At 58.2% G+C, this 25319-nt stretch carries 22 protein-coding genes; 10 read left to right on the top strand and 12 right to left on the bottom strand.

What is annotated here, in order from left to right; all coding sequences use genetic code 11:
* Positions 1-96: 96 nt before the first annotated feature.
* Positions 97-966: an alpha/beta fold hydrolase gene (locus ACQUQU_RS11725; protein ID WP_430459874.1), complete on the bottom strand. Its 870-nt coding sequence runs from the start codon at positions 964-966 to the stop codon at positions 97-99.
* A 53-nt stretch (positions 967-1019) separates the two neighbouring features.
* Entirely contained in the window at positions 1020-1544 is a 525-nt protein-coding gene (locus tag ACQUQU_RS11720; RefSeq protein ID WP_430459873.1) for a DinB family protein, read from the bottom strand.
* A gap of 146 nt (positions 1545-1690) precedes the next feature.
* On the opposite strand from ACQUQU_RS11720, the gene ACQUQU_RS11715 reads away from it, so the two are divergent.
* Together ACQUQU_RS11715 and ACQUQU_RS11710 are read left to right on the top strand one after the other, a co-directional pair.
* Positions 1691-4573, top strand: a complete 2883-nt coding sequence (locus tag ACQUQU_RS11715) for a hypothetical protein (protein WP_430459872.1) — start codon at positions 1691-1693, stop codon at positions 4571-4573.
* A gap of 87 nt (positions 4574-4660) precedes the next feature.
* The gene (locus tag ACQUQU_RS11710; protein ID WP_430459871.1) at positions 4661-6238 is read left to right on the top strand and encodes a cation:proton antiporter; all 1578 of its coding nucleotides are present in this window, start codon (positions 4661-4663) and stop codon (positions 6236-6238) included.
* 3 nt (positions 6239-6241) lie between these two features.
* Here the strand turns inward: ACQUQU_RS11710 and ACQUQU_RS11705 are convergent, their stop codons facing one another.
* The gene (locus tag ACQUQU_RS11705; RefSeq protein WP_430459870.1) at positions 6242-6775 is read right to left on the bottom strand and encodes a TIGR00730 family Rossman fold protein; all 534 of its coding nucleotides are present in this window, start codon (positions 6773-6775) and stop codon (positions 6242-6244) included.
* 134 nt (positions 6776-6909) lie between these two features.
* Here ACQUQU_RS11705 and ACQUQU_RS11700 point away from each other — a divergent pair, with 134 nt between their 5' ends.
* Positions 6910-7155, top strand: coding sequence for a hypothetical protein (locus ACQUQU_RS11700; protein WP_430459869.1), 246 nt, complete (start codon positions 6910-6912; stop codon positions 7153-7155).
* An 82-nt stretch (positions 7156-7237) separates the two neighbouring features.
* On the opposite strand, the gene ACQUQU_RS11695 is transcribed toward ACQUQU_RS11700, so the two are convergent.
* From ACQUQU_RS11695 to ACQUQU_RS11685, 3 genes are all read right to left on the bottom strand, one after another.
* Positions 7238-7675, bottom strand: a complete 438-nt coding sequence (locus ACQUQU_RS11695; protein WP_430459868.1) for a hypothetical protein — start codon at positions 7673-7675, stop codon at positions 7238-7240.
* A 132-nt stretch (positions 7676-7807) separates the two neighbouring features.
* Positions 7808-9187, bottom strand: a complete 1380-nt coding sequence (locus ACQUQU_RS11690; RefSeq protein ID WP_430459867.1) for a PhoH family protein — start codon at positions 9185-9187, stop codon at positions 7808-7810.
* 360 nt (positions 9188-9547) lie between these two features.
* Positions 9548-10399 carry a hypothetical protein gene (locus tag ACQUQU_RS11685; protein ID WP_430459866.1) on the bottom strand — a complete coding sequence of 284 codons (852 nt, stop codon included), beginning with the start codon at positions 10397-10399 and terminating at the stop codon, positions 9548-9550.
* Positions 10400-10558: 159 nt separating this feature from the next.
* Between ACQUQU_RS11685 and ACQUQU_RS11680 the strand changes: the two genes are divergently transcribed.
* The 3 genes from ACQUQU_RS11680 (at position 10559) to ACQUQU_RS11670 (ending at position 14765) form a co-directional block, all read left to right on the top strand.
* The gene (locus tag ACQUQU_RS11680; protein ID WP_430459865.1) at positions 10559-11569 is read left to right on the top strand and encodes a hypothetical protein; all 1011 of its coding nucleotides are present in this window, start codon (positions 10559-10561) and stop codon (positions 11567-11569) included.
* 1 nt (position 11570) lies between these two features.
* On the top strand, positions 11571-12563 hold the full coding sequence (locus ACQUQU_RS11675) for a putative solute-binding protein (protein WP_430459864.1): 993 nt from the start codon (positions 11571-11573) through the stop codon (positions 12561-12563).
* Between the two features lie 78 nt (positions 12564-12641).
* Positions 12642-14765 carry a TRAP transporter large permease subunit gene (locus ACQUQU_RS11670; protein WP_430459863.1) on the top strand — a complete coding sequence of 708 codons (2124 nt, stop codon included), beginning with the start codon at positions 12642-12644 and terminating at the stop codon, positions 14763-14765.
* A gap of 266 nt (positions 14766-15031) precedes the next feature.
* Here the strand turns inward: ACQUQU_RS11670 and ACQUQU_RS11665 are convergent, their stop codons facing one another.
* On the bottom strand, positions 15032-15745 hold the full coding sequence (locus ACQUQU_RS11665) for a hypothetical protein (protein ID WP_430459862.1): 714 nt from the start codon (positions 15743-15745) through the stop codon (positions 15032-15034).
* 417 nt (positions 15746-16162) lie between these two features.
* On the opposite strand from ACQUQU_RS11665, the gene trxB reads away from it, so the two are divergent.
* Positions 16163-17116, top strand: coding sequence for a thioredoxin-disulfide reductase (gene trxB, locus ACQUQU_RS11660; protein WP_430459861.1), 954 nt, complete (start codon positions 16163-16165; stop codon positions 17114-17116).
* A 94-nt stretch (positions 17117-17210) separates the two neighbouring features.
* On the opposite strand, the gene ACQUQU_RS11655 is transcribed toward trxB, so the two are convergent.
* The 4 genes from ACQUQU_RS11655 to ACQUQU_RS11640 all read right to left on the bottom strand — a co-directional run bounded on the left by ACQUQU_RS11655 (position 17211) and on the right by ACQUQU_RS11640 (position 20633).
* On the bottom strand, positions 17211-18815 hold the full coding sequence (locus ACQUQU_RS11655) for a methyl-accepting chemotaxis protein (RefSeq protein ID WP_430459860.1): 1605 nt from the start codon (positions 18813-18815) through the stop codon (positions 17211-17213).
* Between the two features lie 144 nt (positions 18816-18959).
* On the bottom strand, positions 18960-19853 hold the full coding sequence (locus tag ACQUQU_RS11650) for a M48 family metallopeptidase (protein WP_430459859.1): 894 nt from the start codon (positions 19851-19853) through the stop codon (positions 18960-18962).
* Position 19854: 1 nt separating this feature from the next.
* Positions 19855-20313, bottom strand: a complete 459-nt coding sequence (locus ACQUQU_RS11645) for a YbjQ family protein (protein WP_430459858.1) — start codon at positions 20311-20313, stop codon at positions 19855-19857.
* On the bottom strand, positions 20313-20633 hold the full coding sequence (locus ACQUQU_RS11640; RefSeq protein ID WP_430459857.1) for a YbjQ family protein: 321 nt from the start codon (positions 20631-20633) through the stop codon (positions 20313-20315). Before ACQUQU_RS11640 ends, ACQUQU_RS11645 begins: the two co-directional genes overlap by 1 nt.
* A gap of 146 nt (positions 20634-20779) precedes the next feature.
* On the opposite strand from ACQUQU_RS11640, the gene ACQUQU_RS11635 reads away from it, so the two are divergent.
* From ACQUQU_RS11635 to ACQUQU_RS11625, 3 genes are read left to right on the top strand one after another with little or no spacing between them, the layout of a single operon-like run.
* On the top strand, positions 20780-22018 hold the full coding sequence (locus ACQUQU_RS11635) for a hypothetical protein (protein ID WP_430459856.1): 1239 nt from the start codon (positions 20780-20782) through the stop codon (positions 22016-22018).
* A complete protein-coding gene (locus ACQUQU_RS11630) occupies positions 22011-22718 on the top strand; it encodes an OmpA family protein (protein WP_430459855.1) in 708 nt (235 codons plus the stop codon). Before ACQUQU_RS11635 ends, ACQUQU_RS11630 begins: the two co-directional genes overlap by 8 nt.
* A complete protein-coding gene (locus ACQUQU_RS11625) occupies positions 22715-23299 on the top strand; it encodes a hypothetical protein (protein ID WP_430459854.1) in 585 nt (194 codons plus the stop codon). The genes ACQUQU_RS11630 and ACQUQU_RS11625 overlap by 4 nt, the downstream gene beginning before the upstream one ends.
* 12 nt (positions 23300-23311) lie before the next feature.
* Here the strand turns inward: ACQUQU_RS11625 and ACQUQU_RS11620 are convergent, their stop codons facing one another.
* Complete coding sequence (locus ACQUQU_RS11620) at positions 23312-25315, bottom strand: acyl-CoA synthetase (RefSeq protein WP_430459853.1); 2004 nt, start codon at positions 25313-25315, stop codon at positions 23312-23314.
* Positions 25316-25319 lie beyond the last annotated feature (4 nt).

The raw sequence follows: 25319 nt of genomic DNA, 5'->3' as shown, positions 1-25319 counted from the left end.
CGCGACTTTACCCCAAAGCGGCGGCCAAGTAACCCTGCTCCCAAGCCGCCCGGTCGAGCAGCCCTGCGCGGCAAGCCGGACAGGCGCCGGACCGGTTCAGGCGGAGGGACCGGCTTTACGCAGGTTTTCGAACACGGCGCTGCTCTGGTGATCCGGACGGCAATGGAAATCGAGCAGCAGGGTGGCGACGTGCTCCGGGTCTTCCAGTTGCGGAAAGTGCCCGGTGTCCAGCCGGCTGACCTGTGCCTCGGGCAGCAGCTGACTCAGCGAAGGCAGAGGGTCGTAGCGGCCTTCCAGCAATTGCAGCGGCAGGGCAAAGGTTGCGGTGGCAAACTCGGCCCTGAGGGGGAGTTCGTAGCGGTAGTTGAGCAGTTGCGGTAACACCTGCAGCCCCTGATGGGCGGTCAGCAGTTGCCAGCTGTCACGCAGTCGCTGAGTACTAAGGCGGGCATAGGGGCCGGTCAGTTTTTCCAGATAGCGGCCATACAGACCTTCCGTCACCAAACGCCACAGCAATTGCCCCGATGGCCCCGACAGCCACAGTTCGCGCCATAAATAGTCGCGGTTGTCGCCGGTCAGTCTGGGGCTGAGCAGACTGACCGCCTGTGGTGGTTGATCAGACTGCACCAGCAGGGTCCCGATGGCGGCGCCATAGTCGTGAGCGGCCAGCTGGTAGTCGCGGATATCCAGATACTCCAGCAAGGCCAGCACGGCGGCGGCCTGGTCAGCCAGCCGGTAATCGTGTAGCAGGGGTTTGTCGGAGTCGCCGCAACCCGGCAGGTCGGGCGCGATAAGCCGGAACTGGCCGCTGAGCATGGGCCAGACCGGATGCCAGTCCCAGCTGCTGCCGGGCAGACCGTGCAATAACACAAGAACCGGGCCTTCACCGACGTCCTGATAACCGATGCGGTGCTCCTGCCAGACAAATTCCTTTTGCTGGCTGCGCCAGATATTGGGATTAAGCACACCTTCTCCTTAAGGCTTTGTTCTTATTATTCCGCCCTGTGGCTGGGATGTGTTCAGTCCGGTGGCAGGTACAGCAGATCGGTAACACCGTAATCCACGCCCAGCCGGCTGAGTTCTGCGGTCAGTTGTCCGCGATGATGGGTCTGATGGTTGAACAGATGCTGCAGGATCAGATCCAGCGGTTTCACCATGGCCTCGCCACGGGTGTTGGTGTACTCCACCATGTCGGTTGCTTCGTCGGCGCGCAGCAGGTCGCACCAGCGGATCAGCAGATCATCCAGTCGCTGACGCAGGGCGCGGATTTCATCGGACGAGGAGGCAAGTGTCTGGTCGAGACGGGCGGGTGGCGGCAGGTCGCGCAGTTCTTCTTCGAGCAGCGGTGATACCTGACCGAGGCGTTTCAGCCATAAAAGATCGGTTACCAGCAGATGATTCCAGGTGCCGAGCAGGGAGCCGAAGAACAGGCCGGTGGGCTCGCTCAGACGGCCGTCAGGCAGCGTGGCGCAGACGTCCAGCAGGTTATTGTTGACCCACTGGTTATAACGGGCATAGCGGCGATAGTGATCAGACCACGGCATCGCAATTCTCCCTTGGTATAACAAGTTACTCTATGCCAGCCCCTGCGGTTGGGCAAGTTTACCCCCGAGCGGTGCGGTTGTTGGCGGGCCCTGAATCCGCTATGTTCCGCTGAGTTTTCGCAGGCGCACGCGCCAGAGAGGAAAGGATGCCGTTTATTGACTCTGCTATTCGCCGTACCACTCAACCGGCTGTGCACCGAATCATCCGTCTGCTATTGCTGACCTGCCTGTGTCAGGTCTTGCCGGTGCAGGCGATCCCGGCGGCCTGGGATAAGCGCGGCCAGGTCTGGAAAACGCTGGAATCTGAACACTTCGACGTGCATTTTAGCGACGGCTATCAGCCCATGGCCCAGCGGGCGCTGGACATTGCCGAGCAGGTGCATACCGAACTGGTGCCGTTTTTCGGACAGGCGCCCGATGAACGTACGCAGATGGTGCTGGTGGATGACTTTGATTATTCCAACGGCTGGGCCACGCCACTGCCGTTTGTGCAGATCCGCCTGTTCGCCAGCCCGCCGGAGGAGGTGGCCGGACTTGATCATATGGACGAGTGGCTGCACGGTCTGATCCGTCACGAATACGTGCACATCCTGCATCTGAACATGGCCTCGCGCACCGTCACCACGCTGCGTAATGTGTTCGGCAACTATCCGCTGCTCTACCCGCATTTGTTTACCCCGTCGTTCTTTACCGAGGGGCTGGCGGTGTATCTGGAAACCAACCATGACGCCGGTTATGGCCGCCTCGACAGCCCGTTCTTTGCCATGCAGATGAAGGCCGACGTACAGGCGCAGGGCGCAGACGATCTGAATCAGGTGATTGTGCCGCTGCGCGACTGGCCGGGCGGTAAGCACTACGTTTACGGTGCGTATTTCTGGCAGTTTCTGGCTGAGCAGTATGGTGAAGCACGCATGCGCCAGTACCTGAAAAGTTACAGCGGCGAGCTGATTCCCTGGTTCTTTCAGAACCGTAAAGCCCGCCAGGTATTCGGCAAATCCTTCTCCACGCTCTGGCGCGATTACCAGCAGTGGCTGGCCGTTCGTTTCAGCGCGACTGAACCACCCACCTCATCCCAGTCACTGACCACCGGGTCGCCGGCTGGCGGCATCGGCCAGCCGCCGCTGTTGCCCGGCCGTCGTCAGGTGACCGTTGCCGATGGCGCGGATCTGCTGCAGGTGGTGAACAATGGCGAAGACCGGCCAACGCTTATGCGAATAACGCCGCAGGCCGGCGGCTGGCAGGCGCAGAGTCTGGCCTCACTGGCAGATGTGACCGACATGGACATCGCTGCCGACGGTACGCTGGTGGTCTCGCGCTTGTTAAGCCACGCCGACGGACGCGATCTGAATGACCTTTTTCTGTGGCGTGAGCAGGACGGCCTCACCCGCCTGACGGAAAACAGCCGGTTGCGCAAAGCGCGCTGGCTGCCCGATGGCCAGAGCCTGATCGCCAGCCGCAAAGAACTGGGGCTCAGCGAGCTGTGGCAGGTCGGACGCGATGGCAGCCAGCAACGGCTGTGGCGCGGTGCCACCGACGTGGTGCTCGGGGAATTCGACGTCAGCCCCGATGGTCAGGCGCTGGTTGCGTCGGTAAAACGCCCGCAGCAGGGCTGGAATCTGGAGCGTTTCGACCTGAACCGCCGCCAGTGGCAGGCGCTGACGGATACGAAGGCCTCGGAAAATGCGCCGGAATTTTTGCCCGACGGCCGCATTCTGTTCAGCGCCGATTATCAGGGTGTGTATAACCTCTGGGTGCTGACGCCGGAAAGCGGCCGGCTTGAGCGCTGGAGTGACGAAACCACAGGCGCCTTCAGTCCGCGCTGGGCTGCTGGTCGCGTGTTTTATCAGGCCTACACCTCGGAAGGCTATATGCTGCGTTGTCTTTGTCAGACGCCGGCGTCCGCTGCGCCGCTTGCGGTCAGTCAGCTGGCGGATGTGCAGGGCCGTTATGACTACCCGCGTGTGGCGCCAGACCCGGTCGCCAGCGAGCTCAGCGACTACTCGCCATGGCCGACGCTGCGGCCCAGATACTGGTTCCCGCTGGCAGGTGTGGATGAGCACAGCGTTTACGCCGGCGCCGTGACATCGAGCAATGATGCCGTTGGCCGTCACGCTTATAGTGTGGCAGCGACGTGGGATTTCACGCAGAACTGGGCGGATTTCACCGCTCAGTATCTGTACGACACCCGCTGGTTATTGCTGTGGAACCGCAGCCATTCCTTCGATGAACTGAATCTGGATCTGCCGGACGATTATCTGGCCAGTCGTGAAGACCTGGTGATCCTTCAGCGCGACCATTTGTGGGATGCCTTTGAAGATCAGCTGCAGCTGCATGCCGGGGTAACGGCCGATCACGAGAAGATTGTGCGCTCACCGGCCTACATCACCACCGGCAGTGGTTATGAGGAGACGCTGGCGGGTATCGCCCTGACGTTCGATAACCGCGAGTTCTACCGCAACGTGCCGGACGTCGGCTGGGGAACCTACGCCGATCTGGTGTACGAAACCAACGACGTACTCAACAGCGACTTCAGCGGGGCGCAGTGGCAGGCGTCGGTGAAGCGCACCTTCGATCTGCCGGGCCGGCAGACGCTGGCGCTGGGTCTGGCCGGTGGTGTTGCCGACCGGGAAGCCGAGCCCTTCGCCATTGGAGGCACGGGGGGCGAAGACGCCCTGCTGTTTGGCCGCGATCAGTTTGCCTTGCCGGGATACGACGACGGCGTTGAGATCGGGCATAAGTACTACAATGGGGTGCTGCGTTATACCCGCTTCATCAGCCGCGTCGAGCGCAACTGGGGCTTTATGCCGCTGGGGCTCGGCGATATTTCCGCCAGCGTCTGGACGCAGACCGCCAGCGCCTGGTTCCGGGAGCAGCACCGGCCGTCGCTGACCGCGGTGGGAGCCGAGCTCGGCGTGGATGTGGTGCTTGGTTATCATCTGCCGCTGCCCCTGCGTGCCGGATTGGCGCGGGGCCTGAATGAAACGGCCGGCCTGAGCCAGTTTTACCTGCGCCTGCAGGCCGCGTTCTGAACCGGCCTGCAAGGCGTGACAGCACAACAGGATCAGAACGGTGAGTGGTACTGACGGCCTGAGCCGTCTTCGTTAACAGGGAGCTTTATGGATTACTTGTGGGTGCTGGTGGCGTTTGTCTTCGGCTTTGGTGTGAAACAGCTGGGCATGCCCCCGCTGGTGGGCTATCTGATTGCCGGCTTCGGGCTTAATGCGCTGGGCGTACAGCCAGCGGACAGCCTCGACGCACTGGCGGAACTCGGCATTACCCTGATGCTGTTCACCATCGGACTGAAGCTGGATGTGCGCGCACTGGTGCGCAAAGAGGTGCTGGTAACGAGTCTGGGCCACACACTGATCTGGGTGGTGGTGGGCACGGCCTTGCTGTCGCTGCTGGTCGTGTCGGGTATTGGTGCCTTCGCCGGGTTAACCTTGCAGGCGCAACTGCTGGTGCTGTTTGCCCTGAGCTTCTCAAGCACTGTGTGCGTGGTGAAAATGCTGGAGGAAGCCTCTGAACTGAAGACCCGGCACGGCAAAACGGCACTTGGGATTCTGGTGTTGCAGGACATCATCGCCGTGGCCTTTCTGGTGGTGTCGATGGGCAAAATCCCCTCGCTCTGGGCGTTCGGACTGCTGGGTCTGTGGGCGGCCCGGCCGCTGCTGTTCCGTCTGTTGAACCGCGCAGGCCACGACGAGCTGCTGCCGCTGGTGGGCTTCTTTCTGGCCTTAGGCGGCGCTGAGCTGTTCTCGCTGGTGAACATCAAAGGCGATCTGGGCGCGCTGGTGGCGGGTATGCTGATTGCCTCGCATGCCAAGTCCGCCGAGCTGTACAAAGCGCTGATGGGCTTTAAAGATCTGTTCCTCATTGGTTTCTTCCTCACCATCGGCTTTACCGCCGTGCCGACACTGGATATGACGCTCACCGCCTTAGCGCTGTTGCCGCTGCTGGCGCTCAAGTTCGTGCTGTTTTTTGTGTTGCTGAACTGGCTCGGGATGTCGGGTCGTTCGTCCTACCTGACCTCGCTGGCGCTGACCAATTTCAGTGAGTTCGGCCTGATCGTGGCGCATCTGGGCGCTGAGCATCAGTGGCTGCCGGAATCCTGGCTGGTGATCATCGCGCTGGTGATGTCTTTTTCGTTTGTGCTGTCGAGCTTCGGCTACCGCCGTGCGCACCGGATATACGCCGGCTACAAACACTGGATTAATCGATTCGAACGCCCGGAAGCGCATCAGGGCGTGGCCTTGCCGGCCGGTGCTGACGTGCTGATCGTCGGTATGGGACGGGTGGGCAAAGGCGCGTACATGGCGCTGGAAAAAGAACTGGGTGGCCGCGTTTTTGGTATCGAATCCGACCCGGAGCGGGCGCTGGCCCTGCGTGGTGAAGGCCTGAATGTCATGGCCGGCGACTCGGACGACCTTGAGTTCTGGGAGCAGGTCTGCAAAGGCCACATCGAGCTGGTGATGCTGGCGCTGCCTTCCCAGATTGAAATGCGCAGCACGCTCGAAATGCTGGGACTGGCGGGTTACCGCGGTAAGGTCGCAGCGGTCGCCCGCTACGAAGACGAACGCAAAGAGCTGTTACGCCTCGGTGTGGATGTGGCCTTCAACTACTACTCAGAAGTGGGCTCCGGCTTCGCCGCAGAATGTGGCCATCTGCTGCCGGTGCCTTCCTTCCAGTCGGTCTGAGCGTCAGCTCAGACCCAGCAAACTGGCCAGTCCTGCGGTTGAGCTGACCCGTTCAATCTGACGTTCGCCGTGGGCAAAACCTTCCTGCTGGACGTGATTGAGCAGATCAAACAGCGGCTGCCAGTAATGGTCGACGTCGTAACACAGGCAGGGTTTGCTGTGGGCGCCGACTCCGGCCCAGCACCAGATCTCAATCAGTTCGTCGAGGGTGCCGATTCCGCCGGGCAGGGCAATAAAGGCGTCGGCCAGTTCTGCCATCAGGGCCTTGCGTTCGTGCATGCTGGTCACCCGGTGCAGCTCGGTCAGCCCCGGATGTTCAGCCTCGCGCTGGGTCAGCCACTCAGGAATCACGCCGATCACTTCGCCGCCAGCGGCCAGCGCACTATCGGCGACCACGCCCATCAGCCCGGTTTTACTGCCGCCATACACCACAGCGATGCCCTGACGGGCGAGAAAGGTCGCCAGTTCGGCGGCGGCGTGTGCGTATTTCGGATCGTTGCCGTGGCGCGAGCCACAGTAGATGGCGATGCGTTTCATCAGAACCTCGTTTTATAGCCATGTGCTCTGTGCAAAGAGCCGGTTAGGTTAAGTCTCTATATGGTGACGCTTTTGCCGGGTGATTTCAGCTTTTCGTCTAGCCTCAGAAGATAGTCTGAAGAGGAGGGCTGGTCATGGCGAAAATGTCATTCCGCTTTACCACAGAAGTAGAAGTCGAGCTGCGTGGCAACTCGTACGAGGAAATTTATCTGATGCTGAAGGACATGATGCGCGGCAACCGGCCGATCAGTAATCAGGCCAATCTTAAGGTGTGTCCGCCTGAAGCCAGCGGCATGTTCTTCAGCATGGAAGGGGAGAAAGAGCTGCATGAAATCCCGATGTTCAAAGGCGATTTCCGGCGCGACATTCTTGAGCACTGAATAAAAAAGCCAGTGCGGTGCACTGGCTTTTTCACTGCTGCCTTGGCGAATGACAGGGCGGCTCAGCGGGCGTGCGGCTGCATTAGAACAGCTGCAGCACCAGTGCGGCCTGTTCGCAGTGGTCTTTTTCTTTCAGGTCGTTCTTCTGCTTGGACTGACCGGATTTGATCCAGGTGTAGCTGGACGGTGATCCTTTGCAGATGGTCAGGCCCAGCACGTTATTGCGCGACTTCACGAACAGATTCATGTTCACCAGGCCTTTGGTGCGGGAACGCAGGTAAATCTTCTTCGGCGAAATGGTGTAGGAACGCAGACCGTCTTTGGCGGTGACGCTCATGGATTCACCGGCCGGCGCGTTGACGAACACGGCGTCGTCGCGGATTTCGATGCTGGTCCAGTTGGAGTCGGTTTCGAATTCCAGCTCGTACACGGTTTCTTCTGCCGGTGCTGCGGTTGGCTGTGCGGCGATGACTGGCAGAGTCAGTGCGGACAGAGCGGCGAATGCTAAGACTTTGATCATGGTAAACCTTCCGTGGATGGCTCGGATGGTGAATTCAGGGGTGAAAAAAGGGACTCTGATTAACAGAGTCCCTTAGTTATATAGTTCACACTTCTTATATCGTCAAAGTTCTAACGATAAACGTCTGTTCTGTTAAAGATGCGTTTCGGCGTACTCCGCCAGCACAGAACGTGGTGAACCTTCGAGGTGAATGGTGCCGCCGTAGCTGAACTGCTTGAAGCGTTCAATCAGATAGGTCAGACCGGAACTGATCGGGTTCAGGTAAGGCGTATCGATCTGCGCCAGATTACCCAGACACACCACTTTCGAGCCGGAGCCGGCGCGGGTGATGATGGTCTTCATCTGATGCGGCGTCAGGTTCTGGCACTCGTCGATCAGGATCAGACTGTGCTGAAAACTGCGGCCACGGATGTAGTTCAGCGACTTAAACTGCAGCGGCACTTTCTGCAGTATGTAATCGACACTGCTGCCCGCGTGTTCGTCCTCGTTGTGCAGGGCTTCCAGGTTATCGGTGATGGCGCCCAGCCAGGGTTCCATTTTCTCGGCTTCGGTACCCGGCAGGAAGCCGATGTCTTCGTCCAGCCCGCGGGTCGAGCGGGTGGCGATGATGCGGCGGAACTGCTTGGTGGCCACTGTCATTTCGATGGCTGCGGCCAGCGCCAGAATGGTTTTACCTGAACCTGCCTGACCACTCAGGGTCACCAGATGCACGTCCGGATCGAGCAGCAGATGCAGGGCCAGAGCCTGCGGAATATCGCGTGGCGTCAGGCCCCAGGCGCTCTGGCGCATCAGCTGATCGCTGGGCAGGTCCTGCAGCACAGCGCTGTGTTCTTCCAGTGCCACGACTTTGCCGACAAAGCCCTTCTCGTCGACGATGAAGCGGTTGATGAACAGATCTTCCGGCAGGTTCGCCAGTGGCACCCGGTGGTAGGTACCACTCTGGTCGTGAAAGGTTTCAACCTCGGCCTGAGTTTCCCAGAAGGAATCGGCGAAGGCGTGGTAGCCGGTTTCCAGCAGTGACACATCGGATACCAGCTGATCGTTCTGGTAGTCCTGCGCGCCGATGCCGCAGCCACGGGCCTTGAGCCGCATGTTGATGTCTTTGGTGATCAGAATTACGTCACGGCGCGGGTATTTCTCCTGCAGCCCGACCAGACTGTTAATGATCTTGTTGTCGTTCAGATCCGGTGGCAACGACCGGTTCGGATGATCGAAGCCATCAAGCAGAATCGACAGATGGCCCTGACAACCACCATCCGGGCGGATGATGGGAACCCCTTTGGCAATTTCAGTCGGCGAGGCATCGCCGATGATGCGGTCAATTTTACGGATGGCTTCGCGGCAATCGGTGGCGATTGCGGCTTTGCCCATCTTGAGTTTGTCCAACTCCTCCAGAACGGTCATCGGAATCACGACCTGATGTTCTTCAAAATTCAGGATCGCAGCCGGATCGTGAATCAGAACATTGGTATCCAGAACATACAGCTTGGTATCGGACTTACGTGCGGCCATAGGAGCACTCCTGGTAACGGATAGGGCTGAGTATCTCAGAGGGAATCGACATGCCTTTCGGGGAACGCTTCTCCGGGGGCTGGCAGGGCATGAACTGCGGTGTGAGTGAGAGGGTAGGGGGCAGAATCTGAGGGCGGTCGGGGGAGTCGACGTTGCAACCGGCGGTCAGCGTCGTGTGTGTCGGGCAGTGGACTGACAGAAGCCATCGGCTGGCTCTGCCGGTTCTGCCATGTCCTGACAGAAAATCGTTTCGGCGCAACAACAACCCTCCTCCGTGGGGGCTAAGTCTCTAATATCACTCCATGAAAGCCTCTTGCCAAGTGTTTGTTTTATGACATCCGATTGGCGGCATTGACTGGCTCAGATGCCGCGCAGGCGGGCCAGATACTGAGCCAGATCGGGCAACAGCTGCAGATACAGCCCGAGCCGGCTGGCCGTCAGCAGGGTATCGGGCTGATGAACCTGAGCCACTGCCTGCTCAACCGTCTGCGTCAGCAGCCGCCGCGCCCGCAGGCGGTTCATGCCCAGCTCGACACCGGGCGCGAGCAGGGGCGACAGCAGCAACAGAGCGGCAATGCCTGAGCCTGCACCGGCAAGGGTTACCCAGCCCGGCGTGCCGAACCAGCCGGCCCAGAGGGCGCCCCACCAGGATTGCTGCGACACGTACAGCGAGGTCGCCAGCGTGCCCCCAAGACTGGCAGCGCTGCTGAGCAGTGCTTTATCGCCGAGCACGCGCCCGCCGAGCATGATGCCGATGGCCAGCAGCCCTTCCCGCACACCGTCAGCGGGCAGATGCAGCCGCTCCAGCTGACGCTGCAGGTAGGCGGCAAAGGCTTGCTGTTGTTCCTGACTGAGCGCCGCCAGTTGCTGTGCGCCCAGCCCTGCGGCGGCGGCCGCGCCCTCGCAGTAGGCACTGAGGGTGCTTTGCAGTCCGGGCAGGTCGAGCAGGTCTTCTTCCAGTATCCGGCGCAGCGCCTGCTGTTTGCCGGACATTTCCTGCGCGCCCTGACGGCGCAACAGGACACGCCCCAGCGTGCGCGGCAGAATCATCAGGTCGTTGGGAATATCCCGGCGGTGGGTCCAGTGGCGACGCAGTACGGCGGCCTGACTGGCAAAGTGCTGGCGGTAAACCACGTCCACCCGCTCAGCCGCCTGCTGAAAGTGGGCGTCCATGAGCGACAGTAGCTGTCGTTCGTGTTCGGCGGCGGACATCGCCGGAATTGACCCGGGGCTTTGGCGCATTTTAACCTTTTGGCAGCTGGCGTTTACTTCTATTGTCGCTGGCCCGGCAATGCCGGACGCTCAGCGCATACCCGGTTGCCAGAATCCGGGAAGAATAACAACAAAACTCTCATCAGAAACGGGGGCTTCATGGCTTTCTTATCACGGTTACTGCTGGGCGCGCTGGCGTTCAGTGCCCTGTCCGGCTGTTCCACGATTTACCGCACCACTGGCTGGTTTGCGTACGACTACACCGAAGACTACGCCATCCCATACACCATGAAGGACAGCGACCCTGAGATGGCCTGCGGCCTGACCACGGCCATGGCGCCGGCACTGCTGTCGTTCACCGAGCTGACCTTCACCCCGGACCGCGCGGCGGTCACCATGTACATGATGTCCGGCTCCTGTGCGGAAGAAAAAGCCCACGAAGAAGCGCTGTCGTATCTGCGTGCCTTTAAGGCGCAGAACGTGAACGAAGCGAAAGACGCCCGCATCCGCGAAAAACGTCAGTTTGCCGTAGCGGCGGCCCGTCAGTACCGCGCCTACCAGCACATGGTGGCTGAATTCGGTGAGCCGGGTGAGAAGTGCCCGGATCTGGACGAAGACGAAGAGATTTTCTGGGTGCTGGGTTCGATTGCCGGCATGCAGTCGGTGATGAGCGATCTGCGTTCCCAAAGCTCGGTGAACGTGCCGAAAGACATCGCCATGAAAGCGGTCCGTGGTCTGCAGTGTGTGGACAACGTACGCTGGTGGGGCCTGCCACAGGCACTGCAGGCGGGTATCTGGGTGATGATGCCTGATACCGCTCCGAAAGGAACGGACCCGTGGGTTGAAATGGAAAACGCCAGCCGTATCGCCACCGCCTCGGGTGTACGCATGGCACACGCCATTGAAGTGGTGATTGCCGACGGCTCCGGTAACACCGAACAGCTGCGCGCGGCGATCCGTCGTCACGCCGATTCCCTGAAGACCGTTCCGAGCAATCCGAAGTACCGCATGATGGACATCATGGCGACCCGTCAGATTCAGGCTGTATCCGATCGTATGTGGACGGAAGCAACCGGTGCCCGCACGCCAATCGGCAGTCTGGGTACCTTCTGGGACGACGCCCAGCCGGCGCTGAATTCCCTGAACATCGATGATCTGCTGGAGGACTAATATGCTGCGTACCCTGATCGCTGTCGGCCTGGTGGCCGTCAGCCAGATGACTCTGGCGGTGGAAAAACGCAACTTCTGTGTGTTCGACCCGCTGGGCGCCAACGGCTCGCTGTTCGGTATGAGTAAAGACTACGGCACCATGGCGCTGGAGTGGGGTGTGGATTTCCATTTGCACGCCTACACCGACGAAAAAATCGCCGTGGACGATTTCAAAGCCGAGCAGTGTGATGCCGTGCTGATGACCGGCGCCCGTGCGCGCCCGTTCAATAAATTCGCCGCCACCATCGAAGCCATTGGTGCGGTGCCAACGGAAAGCGTCATGCGCGATCTGGTGGCGACGGTATCGTCACCGAAAGCGGCTAAATACATGACTGAAGGCCGCTACGAAGTGGGCGGCATTCTGCCAGCCGGTCCGATTTATCTGTTCGTGCGTGACCGCAACATCGACTCCGTCGAAGAGCTGTCGGGCAAGCGCATTGCCACGTTCGAATACGACGAGCCGTCGATCAAACTGGTGAACCACGTGGGCGCCTCTGTGGTGCCGGCTAACTCAGCCAACTTCTCCGGTAAATTCAACAACGGCAGTGTGGATGCCGCGTACGCACCGGCCCTCGCCTATAAACCTCTGGAAATGTACAAAGGTTTAGGCAACAAGGGTGGCATCCTGAATTTCAATCTGGCGTATCTGGATTTCCAGATCATTCTGCACAAAGAGCGTTTCCCGGAAGGCTTTGGTCAGAAATCCCGCGAGAAAATCGCCTCCGTATTTGACCGCATGAGTGATTACATCAAAAAAGACACCGCCGAAATCGACAAGAAATACTGGGTTAATCTGGCGCAGGCGGATCAGGATAAATACAACCTGATGCTGCGTAGTGTGCGCGTTAACCTGCGTGACGAAGGCGTGTACGACAGCAATATGCTGCGTCTGATGCGCAAGCTGCGTTGTGGCGAAAATCCGGCCGCTGCCGAGTGTGTTGAAAAGCTCGAATAAAAAACCGGGGCGTACCTGACCCCGGCACTGATAATAAAAATATCGCGCGGTTCCCAACCGCGCTTGTGAGGTACCTTGATGGAGCAGACCCTACGCGTAGGGCAGCGCACCGCTTACGAGTGGCTCGCGGCCCTGCCGGCATTTCTGGTGCTGGTTTTCGTTGTCATCCTTAACACCAGTCATGCCATGCATGCGCAGCTGCTGCAGCTGGGTGAAAATATCTGGGATGGTTATTTTCAGCTGCGGACGGATCCGGTATTACCCAGCTGCAACCCGGCCATGGATATTGATGCCGAACTGGCGCGCCTGATGGCGGAGTCGGAATCGGCGGATGACGATTGGGATCTGCTCGATTCAGAACCTGCAGACCCGTCGGTGATGCGTCAGTCGCTGGTGGCTGCGCAGGCACAATGTGTTGAAAAACACGCGTTTTACGACCAGACCGCCGGCCGAATCACGCCCGCAGTGCGCGCCTTCCGCGCGGTAGAGCTGAGCGTAGCCAGCTTCGGTGAATTCGGCATGATGGCCCAGCGTATTATGCTGGCCGTGCTGGTGCTGATCTGTGGTCTTACTGCGTTGTTCCGTCGTCACCATATTGCGCTGCGTCCGATGGAAACCGTGATGGATTACCGCGTGGCGTCGTTCGCGCAATTGCTGGCGTCCGGTATTCTGTTTTATTCCGTGTACAGCTTCCGTCAGGTGGCCTTTACCTCTGGCGTAGAAGTCACAGGTCAGCACGCGGTGCTGCATCACCTGTGGATTGTGGGCTTTGCCTTTATTCTGCTGCTCAGTCTGTACCAGTTCCTGTTTATTCCGAAAGATGCCATTCCCGGCGGCAGCTTCTTTAAAGCTCAGCTGTCGGTGCCGCTGTATTCCACTATGTGCATCATTTCCGGCACCTATTTTATTTTGTCCGGCCACAGCGCGGGCATTGGTATTTACCTGAACCAGATGATGGAACTGTCGCAACTGTTCCTGAATGTGGGCCTGTACGTGTGGATTGGTATGCTGCTGAAGCGTACCGAGCTGGCGCAGGTGGTATTCAATGTTTTCCGTCCGTTTAAAATGCCGGCCGAATTGCTGGCAGTGGTCGTGGTGGCGATTGCTGCCATCCCGACGGCTTACACCGGCGCTTCCGGTATTTTCGTTATCGCGGTCGGCGGTCTGATTTACAACGAACTGCGTCGTGCCGGTTCCCGTCGTCAGCTGGCGCTGGCGGCTACGGCCATGTCGGGCTCGCTGGGTGTGGTTCTGCGTCCGTGTCTGCTGGTGGTGATTATTGCTGCCCTGAACAACGAAGTGACCACCGACCAGCTGTTTGGCTGGGGCGTCAAGGTGTTCTTCCTGACCACCATGCTGTTCGCCACTATTGCCCTGTTTACCCGCCGTGGTCCGATGACGCTGGAAACACCGGAGAATCTGCTGCCGGAATTTCTGGCGGCGCTGAAACCTCTGATTCCGTACACCATCATCATTGCGCTGACACTGGCGGCGTATGCGCTGGCGCTGAACGCGTATCTGGATGAATTCTCAGCACCGATCATTCTGCCGGTGCTGCTGCTGGTGATTCTGATTTATGAGCGCATCACCAAAGAAAAAGCCATTCTGCAGCGTGAAAACCTGAACATTGATTACGTCGAAACCCGTCTGGAAAAATCCTGGTCGGATCTGCGCAGCGGCAACGATTCCATTGAAAAAACCATCCGCGAAGCGACCACCGAAACAACCGGTCATATCGGCGCTCTGCTGATGCTGATGGGTCTTTCAGTCAGCATCGGTGGTGTGGTTGAGCGGGCTGAACTGATGAGCCTGGTGCCGACGTCGTTCGATTCCATCTGGCTGGCCATGGCATTGCTGGTCGCCATTCTGGTGGTCATCGGTATGGTGATGGACCCATACGGTGCCGTGATTCTGGTGAGCGCGACCATTGCTACCATCGCCTATGACAGTGGCATTAATCCGGTTCATTTCTGGATGGTGACCCTGGTTGCCTTCGAGCTGGGGTATCTCAGTCCGCCGGTGGCCCTGAATCACTTATTAACGCGGCAGGTGGTGGGTGAGGAAGAAGTCCGTCTGGCGGCTGAAGAGTCGCGCGGCATGCCGTTCTGGTATCGCCATGAGCGCATACTGTTGCCGCTGGTGACCATGGGCATTGCGCTGATAATCGTCGCCTTCGTGCCGCTGATGATTGGTTACAACTGATCTGAATACCGTTTGATGTTCAGAAAATAAAAAGGGAGCTTGGCTCCCTTTTTTATTCTCTATCGCACGGGGTTATTCACGCCCGTGGTCTGCTGTCTGAGGCAGGTATTTTTTGAGGCGTGTACGTTGAAGCACGGCCTCCCTGATCTCAGTGTCTGGGCCCGACTCAAGGCCGTAAGGCTTGGGCTGTTGCCGGGAATGAACACAGAGAATGCAGCCCATAAAAAATGCCGCAGTCAGCGGCATTTTTTATGGCGGTTTCGCGATCAGCGCAGCGTGATGCGTACCGTGGTGTCAGGACCGAAGCTGATGTCTTTCAGCACCAGATCACCGAAATGTTCCCCTTCAGCACCAGCCACGCGCACATTGCGGAAAGCGATCTGGCGGATTCGGGTCGGCATCTGAATGTCCAGTGAACCGTCGGCGTTGATGGTGGTGCGTGGGCCCGGTTCGTATTCGACACCGGACACTTCCATATCGGCATCCAGCAGGTTGGTGCCCGGCAGCAGAGAGCCAGCCAGCGATTCCAGAGTGGTCAGCGCGGCGTCGTCGTCGGAACTCAGATCGTTGTTCACAATATCGAGCAGGCGTTCGTAGTTGCTCATGGTGCCCTGTGCGCTGACCGATGACATCGCCAGTTCGGACAGTTCCTGCATACCGCTGCGGGCGGAAACGGTCTGTTCTGCGATGGCTTTGTTGTCATCGCTGGCGGCGTTGGCGCTGGCCATAAAGGGTTGCAATGGTCCGAGCAGCACAGCGCTGACGGCGGCAATCAGACGGTAGCGGGACTGCTTGCGCAGGGCTTTGTCCAGCTGTCTCTGGGTCAGCCAGCCCTTGCTGATCAGCGCCTCCCCCAATCGCATGCCGCTGGTGGACTGCATAACCAGTGCTTCGTCCAGCTGCTGACGGGTAATCAGACCTTTGTTGATGAGCAGCGAACCCAGTCGGGAGCGTTGCTGAATGTCGTGGCGCTTCTGCATGTTGAGACCTTCTTTAGTTCTTGTTATCTGTCCTCAGCCCACATGCTGCCTGAGCGGTTGTAAACGCTCAACGCAGGCTTTCCGGCGGATAACCTGGATAAGTCCATTTAATAATGTAACCTGTTGAAAACTAATGAAAAAGTTTAATCAGGCCATTTTGTAACGAATGCGCTTTTATGGGCACACCGAACGCATGAACTGAGTATAGTTGCTACCTGTTGAGACGCGTCCTTATAGCGATAAAGCATAGAACCATCGGGATTTTTTATTTTGTCAGGCCTCGGATACCCACTAATCTGGCGCGCTAAGTGCCATTTCCGGTAGGGGCAGAACGACAGCCGGCGTTTAACAGGAACCGCCGGCCCCCTATAATGCGGCCAACGAATCTGGATTTATGAACACTGGAGACTCATGAACATGAGCGAAGCACGTCACCTTAAGTTACTCATTCTGGGCTCAGGCCCGGCCGGTTACACCGCAGCGGTGTACGCGGCGCGCGCGAACCTGAAGCCTGTGATCATCACTGGTATGCAGATGGGCGGTCAGCTGACCACCACCACGGAAGTGGATAACTGGCCGGGTGATGTAATGGGTGTTCAAGGCCCGGAACTGATGGAACGCATGAAAGCCCACGCTGAGCGCTTCGATACCGAGATCGTGTTTGACCAGATCAGCGAAGTGGATCTGAACCAGCGTCCTTTCCGTCTGAAAGGCGATACCGGCCAGTACACCTGTGATGCGCTGATCATTGCCACCGGCGCCAGCGCCAAATATCTGGGTCTGGACAGTGAAGAAGCCTTCAAAGGCAAGGGCGTCTCCGCCTGTGCCACCTGTGACGGTTTCTTCTACCGCAAAAAACGCGTGGCTGTGATCGGTGGTGGTAACACCGCCGTTGAAGAAGCCCTGTATCTGTCCAACATCGCAGCCGAAGTGGTGGTGGTGCACCGTCGCGACAGCTTCAAGTCAGAAAAAATTCTGGCCGACAAGCTGATGGACAAAGCCGCTAACGGCAATGTGAAAATCATCTGGAACAGTGAACTGGACGAAGTGCTGGGCGACGACATGGGCGTCACCGGCATGCGCATCAAAAATCGCGAAACCGGTGAAACCCAGAACATTGAGCTGGAAGGTATCTTCGTGGCCATTGGTCACTCACCGAACACCGGCATTTTCGAAGGCCAGCTGGCCATGAAAGACGGTTATCTGGTGGTGCAGAGCGGTTCGAACGGCAATGCGACCCAGACCAGTATTGAAGGTGTGTTTGCGGCTGGCGACGTATCCGACCACATCTACCGTCAGGCCATTACCTCCGCCGGTACCGGCTGTATGGCAGCACTCGATGCCGAGCGCTACCTCGATAACCTGAAGTAATTCAGGTGAAAAAAAGCCCCGCAATCGCGGGGCTTTTTTATAGGCGCTGATGTGAAACGAACAGGTCGGTCTGCCGGGCGTTTGAATGGCCCGATCAATCGATTTTTACTTCGTTACTGACCTTGGTAAAGGCTTTGATGCTGTCGCGCATCTGATGGCTGAAACGGTCGGCGCGCATAATGCGCGAGCGCACATTGCCCGACAGTTCATCAATGGTGGTCGAGCGTTCGCGGATTTTATTGATATCGCGCAGCTGTTCGTCCGACAGGGTATTCACCGACTGATTCAGCGAGTGAATACTTTCGATGTATTCAAAAATCGCCTGCAGCGAGGCAATCACATCGCCGCTGATGCTGGCATTGCGTTCGGCGACTTTGCGGCTGCGGTTAATAACCCCAACGGCGTTTTCCGACAATTTCTGCAAGGTATCTATGGTGCTGCGGATTTCGCTGGTGGATTCCTGAGTGCGTTGCGCCAGCGCGCGCACTTCGTCGGCGACCACCGCAAAACCGCGTCCCTGATCACCGGCGCGGGCGGCTTCGATGGCGGCATTCAGGGCCAGCAGGTTGGTCTGTTCGGCCACCGCGCTGATGGTGGTGATGACGGTGTTAATGGTCTGGGTCTGATTGGCCAGACTGATGATTGCCTGCTCGGCCTGTTCAAGCTGCGAGCCCATTTCTTCGACGGTAGAGCGTGCATCTTCGAGCGTGGTGCGGCTGTCGTTCACTTTGCCGCGGGCACCGCTGGTTTCGTCGCGGGCTTTTTTCAGCGCTTCCTGCATATGGTCGGTGGAGTGACACAGCTCTTCCACTTCGCGGATGACGTTCACGCTTTCCTCGGTCTGTTCCTCAACGAATTTCACCGCATCCTGCACCGAAAACAGCAGCGCGTAGGAATAGCTCGAATTCATATTGGCCGAACCAATAATTTTGGCGATGAAATCCTGATAGGTGCGGCTGATACGGCGTGATGCGCTGGCAATGCGGCCCAGTTCGTCAGCACTTTTGTACTGCAGTTCGCCGCGTAAATCGCCGGCGGCGATGGCCGTGAGTTTGTCAGCAATAATCCGCGCCGGAATCGCGACTTTGCGGTGAATTATGTAGAACAGCCCCATCAGCACGCCGATCAGGGTAAGAAAGCTCAGGAGGATAATCTCGTTCTGTTCTTTCAGAATGGTGCTGGCGATGTGCTGATCGTGCTTCGCCAGTTTCAGCAGGTGCGCCTGCACTTCGGTCATTTTATCGGTAATGGCACTGGCGGCGAAGTCGAATGCTTCCATGTGGGCGTTGCCGGCGCTGGTACCTTCTTCGACGTAGGCGGTGGCCATTTCTTTACCCGCCGCATAGTAGACGTCGAACACAGGTTTAATGCCGGTGTACAGATCCTGATGCTCAGGGTCCAGAACCATCAGCTGTTTCAGGTTGGCCTGAAAGCCCTCGTAGGCGGCTTTGGCTTCGGTAAAGCCGTCGTCCAGTCCATCTTCGCCACGGGTGGCGCTGATGTCGGTCAGCCATTGCTGAACCTGAATGGTGTTGATCTTGGCTTCGTAGCCCTGCGCCAGAATCGGAAGCAGCAGCTTTTCGTTGCGTTCCAGTACGCCCCGTAACTGTTGTACTTCCTGCCAGATGATGGAGCCGACGATGGCCATGGCCACGCCGACGACAACCGCCAGGGCGGCAATCAGTTGTTTGATGCTCATGTTTTTCATGGTGTGCCACAGTCGTCCTGATTGATCCGATGAGTCTAGATCAAATTGACGCTGTGCCCGGCGCGGTGTCGTTTCTGCCGGTAAAAAGCGCGTCGTATCGGCTGGAAAAACAGTCTTTTGGCTGACGGAGCGCGGTTAATCGGCCACCGCTGCGTTCTGACTTTGAGCCTGCAACAGAGCCTGTGGCAGTGGCGTCAGGGCGCCGTCAGGTTGCGCGAGCAGGGCATCGAGACGTGTCTGGGTCAGTGGGTGGCTGCTGAACATCTGCGTCCAGCCGGGTTCATCGTGCTGCGTCAGCATGTGCGCGAAGAACTCACCGCTGCCGCCGGCATGACCATAGGTAGCCTTCACCAGCTGCACGGCGTAGGCATCAGCGTCGGCTTCCATGTCGCGGCTGAAGGCGAGCAGGGTGGCCAGCCGGGTCTGCTGGCTGATCAGTGCCGCGGCATCGCCGCCGAACAGGCCGGTGACCAGCCCGGTCGACAGCTGCTCCAGTATCAGTGTCAGCGGATGACGCAGGGCCACATGCGCGTATTCGTGCGCCAGCACCATGGCCAGACCGTTTTCAGAGCTTACGTTGTTGACCAGACCGCGGGTCACGAAGATCTGTCCGCCGGGCATGGCGAAGGCATTGGGCAATGCTTCGTCGGCCAGCCAGTGCACGCTGACGGCCAGAGGTGCGGCTTCGTTGGCCAGCAACTTCTGCATCAGTGCATTGAGGGCGTCCTGGGCCTGTTTTTCAGCCTGTTTTTGAGCTTGTTGCTCTGCCGTTAGCGGATTGCCAGTCAGCGTATCGTCTGTTTCGCCAGGTGCCGACTGAGAGGCCTGCGAAGGCACCAGCGCCTGTTCCCATTCGTACGGAATGAGCGGTGCCACCCAGCGGGCGCTGAACGAAAGCCCGGCCGCCAGCAACAGCACCAGCACCACCAGAGCCACTGCCAGCAGCACAAAATCGCGCAGCGGCGATTCGTGCTGGTTGTTGATGGAATCCGGCAGTTTCGGGTTGCCGCTTGGCAGGCTGGCGCTCATATCAGGCGGTGGCTCCCGGCGGAATCAGGGCCGTGCCGTAGGCCAGTACCTCTACCGAGCCCAGCCCCTTGCCGGCGTTCTGACCGATGCGGCTGGTCTCGAACTTGAGGTTGAACACGGCGTCAGCCCCCAGCGCCAGTGCCTCTTCCTGCATGCGCAGAATGGCTTCGCGGCGGGCGCGGTCGAGCAGGCTTTCATAGGCGCCGACCCGGCCGCCGAAAATACCGCGCAGGCCGGCGGCCACGGTTTTGAAATAATCGACGGAAATCACCACCGAGCCGGTCACCAGAGTCGAATCGTGCTGGCTGAAGTCCAGCGGAGGCATACGGTCGGGCAGCACCAGCAGGTGGCGCATGGCATCTTCCCGCGCGTGAATGCTGCGGTAATGGCGCGACTCAGCCAGACGTCCGAAGCTGTAGCCCAGCGCCAGCAGCACCAGAAAGACGACGAGCTGACCCATCAGCGATCCTCCAGAATCACCGCCGTACCGTACACAAAAATCTCAGAGGCGCCGGCGGCAATGGACGAGGTTGAAAAGCGCACGTTCACCACAGCGTTGGCGCCCAGCTGGCGTGCCTGCTCGCTCATACGGGCGAGGGCTTCATCGCGCGATTCCGACAGCAGCTCGGTGTAGCCTTTCAGCTCGCCGCCGAAAATGTTTTTGATACCGGCCATGATGTCGCGGCCGGCGTGCTTGGCGCGCACCGTACTGCCCTGTACCAGTCCCAGATGGCGGGCCACTTTCTTGCCCGGCACCACTTCCATATTGCTGATCAGCATGCTGTTCCCAACTCCGTTCGGTTCTGTGTAAAGACGCTATTTAGCCGTGAACTGGCGCCATTGTGAAGGTGCTTTATAGCGAGACGGCAAATCAGGCAAAGTGCACTAGACTTATCAGGAATAACACGCTGAGAGAGCAGCAGGACATGATGGAGCAGTTTTCCGGATGGACGCTGGGTCTGATGGTGGTGATTGCCGCACTTACCGTCTTTTTCCATGCCTTCCGCTACACCAACCGCACCGCCGAAGTGGCGCCGAATATTCTTACCAGTATTGGTATCTTCGGTACCTTTCTGGGGGTTGCGCTGGGGCTGTGGCATTTCGACACCGCCGATATTCAGGGCAGTGTGCCGAAACTGATGGACGGTCTGAAAACCGCGTTCTGGTCGTCCATCGTTGGTCTGCTCGGTGCGCTGACGCTCAAAATCCGTGGCGCCCTGTCTCAGACCGGCCGGCGGGAAGCCGCCCAGACCCGCATCGCCACCATCGACGATCTGGACACCTCGCTGAAGCATCTGGCCGACGTGATGAACCCGGACAACGAACGCGGGCTGCAGGGGCAGCTGATCAAACAGCATCTGCAGACTCTCGACCGCATGAATCAGGTGATCAGCACCCTTGAGAGTTATCAGGAACGTCAGGCCGAGGCCAACGCCAAGGCACTGGTGAACGCCATCGAAATGGTGATGCGCGAATTCAACACCAAGATCAATGAACAGTACGGCGACAACTTCAAGCGGCTGAATCAGTCGGTTATCGCCATGCTGGAATGGCAACAGGCTTACCGCGATCAGCTGAACGTGCTGATCAGCGAGCAGGAACGCACCTCAGGCGCCATGAAAGAGGCGAGCACCGCCTTTGAATACATGGTGCGCCACGCCAATGCCTTTAATGGCATTTCCGAATCGCTGCAGGATCTGCTGAACGGCCTTGAAGCGCAGCGCTCGAATCTGCAGTCGCAGCTGACCAGTCTGGCCGATCTGGTGAATCACGCCGCCGATGGTTTGCCGAAGCTCGAAGACCGCATTGTCGCCCTCACCAAAGGCATGGCCGATGCCGTGCAGATGCAGCAGCGCTGGGCCGTGGATGAGCTGGGCAAAATGCAGCACAAAATTGAAGGCCAGTTGCAGCAGGCACTGACCGACAGCAGCCAGCGTCTGCAGGATCAGCAGAGCAACAGTCTGCAACAGTTGCAGCGTCTGGGTGAGCGGGTTGAGCGTCAGGTGTCTGTGCTCGACGAGTCCATGGAAGCCGAGCTGAATAAAGCGCTGAAATCCTTTGGTATGCAGCTTACCGCCCTGTCGGAAAAATTCGTCAGTGATTACTCACCACTGACCGATAAACTGCAGCGTCTGGTTCAGATGGCAGAGCGCGTCGATGAATGAAAATGAACTGGAACAACTGAAAGAACAGGAAGGCCACTGGGTTGCGGTGTCCGACCTGATGGCCGGCCTGATGATGGTGTTCATGCTGATTTCCATCGTCTTTATGGTGAACGTCGAAACCGAGCGCAATAAAATCCGCGACGTAGCCATTCTTTACGATCACCTGCGTGTGCAGTTGTACGAAGACTTAAAAACCGAATTCGCGCCAGACATGGCCCGCTGGGGCGCGGAGCTGGATAAAGACCTGACGTTCCGTTTTAACAACAGCGAAGTGCTGTTCGATAAAGGCGATGCGGAACTTAAACCCGAATTTCAGTCTATTTTGTCGGATTTTTTTCCGCGCTATATGCGCATCATTACCCGCGATAAATACAAAGACGATATTCAGGAAGTGCGCATCGAAGGTCATACCTCCAGCGCCTGGGTCGGTGCAGCCAGTGACGACGATGCTTATATCCGTAATATGGAGCTGTCGCAGAAGCGTACCCGCTCGACACTGGGCTTTGTGCTCGAATTACCCGATGTCAGTGCTAACAAGAACTGGCTGAAATCCCATTTAACCGCCAATGGACTGTCGTCGGCCAAAGTCGTGCGCAACGATGATGGCAGCGAAAATGACGACCGTTCACGCCGCGTGGAATTCCGGGTGCGCACCGACGCCGAAGGGCGTATCGCCACCATTCTGGAGAAGGTGCTGTGAAGCTGCCGGATTTTCTGCAGGATGAAGCTTTTAACCGTCTGCGCCAGACCATGAAGGCGGAACAGCTGGGCAGTTTCGAATTATTCGATCCCGAAAAACAACTGACCTACGCCGAACGCGAGGCACTGGAAGACGGAGTGTTGCAGGTGTCCGGCGCGGCGTTGCGGGTGCTGAAAGACAAAACGCTGGCGTTTAAAAATACCCGTGTCTGGCTGAAGGATCAGGCAGACTACCATCTGGCCTACTGCGCTAAGGTGCAGTCGTTGCGACATCGTGCGGATACCATCGACGTCGGTACTGGCAACACAATGACCGGCAATGCAGCGACCGGCAATGCAGCGACCGGCAATGCAGCGACCGGCAATGCAGCGACCGGCAATGCAGCGACCGGCAATGCAGTGACCGGCATCCCAATGGTCAGCAACAAAGGCTGCGGCGTGTGCCTCGAATGCCTGTCGGTACTGCAGTATCAGGGCGTTGATGCCCGGCGCATGCGCCGGGCTGAGTTTTCCGATCAGATCCGCGAACAGTTTTCGCTGGCCGACTTCAAACAGACGTATCCTTTCTATCCGATTCTCTGATGGCACCGCCACTTAAGCGGGTTCGTTCAGGTCTTCTTCTGCGCTTGTAAGCCTGAATCCGAACGGAAATTGTCCGAGCACCTGAGCGGCGGTTGCCTGTTGTTGTGCCTCGCTGGTTGGCAGGCGTACATCCAGCGAAAGTCCTTTGTGCTTATCGTCCTGAACAAGCACGTCTTCACAGGTAATACCTGCGTCCTGCAGGGCGTCGATCAGCGCAGAACGGATTTCCTGCTTTTTAAGGGCCGGTTTAAATATCTTGCCGATCGGTGTCAGCGGGATGGCATCAATCAGATAGATCCGCTTTGGTATGGCAGCACGCTCACTGATGTGTTCGCGCGCAAAGGCCAGTAACTCTTCTTCGCTGACGCTACTGCCTGGCTTTAATTGCACATAGGCAACCGGCACTTCGCCGGCGTGTGCATCCGGGCGGCCAATGGCGGCGATCAGCTGTACGGCCGGGTGTTTGTGCAGCGGTTCTTCAATGGCGGCCGGGTCGATATTGTGACCACCGCGGATAATCAGTTCTTTTTTTCGTCCGGTTAACCAGAAATAGCCATCGTTATCCTGATAGCCCAGATCGCCAGTGTTCAGCCAGCGCAGGCCGTCGCCACAGTCAATCCATAACCCTGTGTTCTGGCTGTCGATGCGGTAACCGGCAAACACATTGGGCCCGGCAATGACCAACACGCCGGTTTCATTGGCGGCACAGTCGCGCATATAGGCTCCGCTCTCATCCAGCTCAACCGCTTTCATCTGCTGGCCGGGAATGCGCAGACCAATCGAGCCCAGACGACGTTCGCCCAATGGCGGATTCACACTGCTGACGCAGGTGCCTTCGGTCAGGCCGTAACCTTCCAGAATTTTAAGGCCGGTGCGTTGCTGAAAATTGCGGAACACTTCCACCGGCAGCGGTGCCGCGCCGCACAAACCGTATTCCAGTGAACGGATATCGTGCTGGCCCAGCGGATATTCCAGCAGGCTGGCGTACAGGGTTGGCACACCGCTGAAAAAATTCACTTTATGGTGTTCCACGATTTCCCAGAAGCGGCTGACAACCCCTTCACCGCGATAGCCTTGCGGTGTCCCCAGAATCACGTGCGCGCCGCGCGAAAACGGCAGCAGGCCGGTTACCTGAACGGCATTTACATGGAACAGCGGCAAACCGCAGAAAATGTTCTTACCCGGACCGATATTGGCGCCCATTAATTGCCCGACGGACCAGGTGTTGGCCACTTCGTTGCCGTGGCGGCGCATGGCAATTTTGGGTGTGCCTGTGGTGCCACCGGTGCAGAAAAACGACGAATAATCCTGCGGGTCGAACTGTCGATTGCTGAGTAATGTATCCGGGTTCTGGGTGCGGATGGCACGGTTGAAATCGTGAACCTGAACTGAGTCCGGAACGGCTTTCTTCACGCCATGAACGCCATACTGGTTCCAAATGGCTTTTTTCTGCAGCACTTTGGCGGCAATGCCTTTTAACCCCGTTACATGATTGACGATATTCACCAGCACCAGATGTTTAAGCGTGGGGATGTGTGCCAGTGTGCTTTGCACTTTTGGCCACAAGTCCGTTCCTGTAAAGGGGGCCAGAGTGACCAGAATGCTGGCACCGGCGGCATTGAGTAATTCCACCATGGCATCTGCTTCCAGCAGTGGGTTAATAGCCGCGACGATACCACTGGCCTGACCACCCCAGATGACAAAATGTGTCTCCGGTAAATTGGGCAGAATATAGGCAATAACGGTGTCTTTACCGGCACCCAGCTGATGAAAAAAATTAGCGGTACGGTGAATCTTCTGCAGTAATGCGCGGTAGGAATACACCTCTGGCATGCGGTGACTTGCGGTCTGCAGGAAAAACGACAGCGCCGGTTTGTCGCCGAATTTATCCGCGGCAGTCTGCAGTAGTTCGTAGGTGCTTTTTGCCTGTGGCAGAGGTGTGTGCTGTTCGGCATTCAGTACGTCCTGATAACTGGCAATGCCTTCCCCTATGGCGCCCATCTCTTTAATGCTCATCTCT

Source organism: Thalassolituus sp. LLYu03 (genome assembly GCF_050507655.1).
In the GTDB taxonomy this organism is placed as follows: Bacteria; Pseudomonadota; Gammaproteobacteria; order Pseudomonadales; family Oceanobacteraceae; genus Venatoribacter.
The sequence above is the reverse complement of the archived record's forward strand: the minus strand, read 5'-3'. Positions and strand labels throughout refer to the sequence as shown.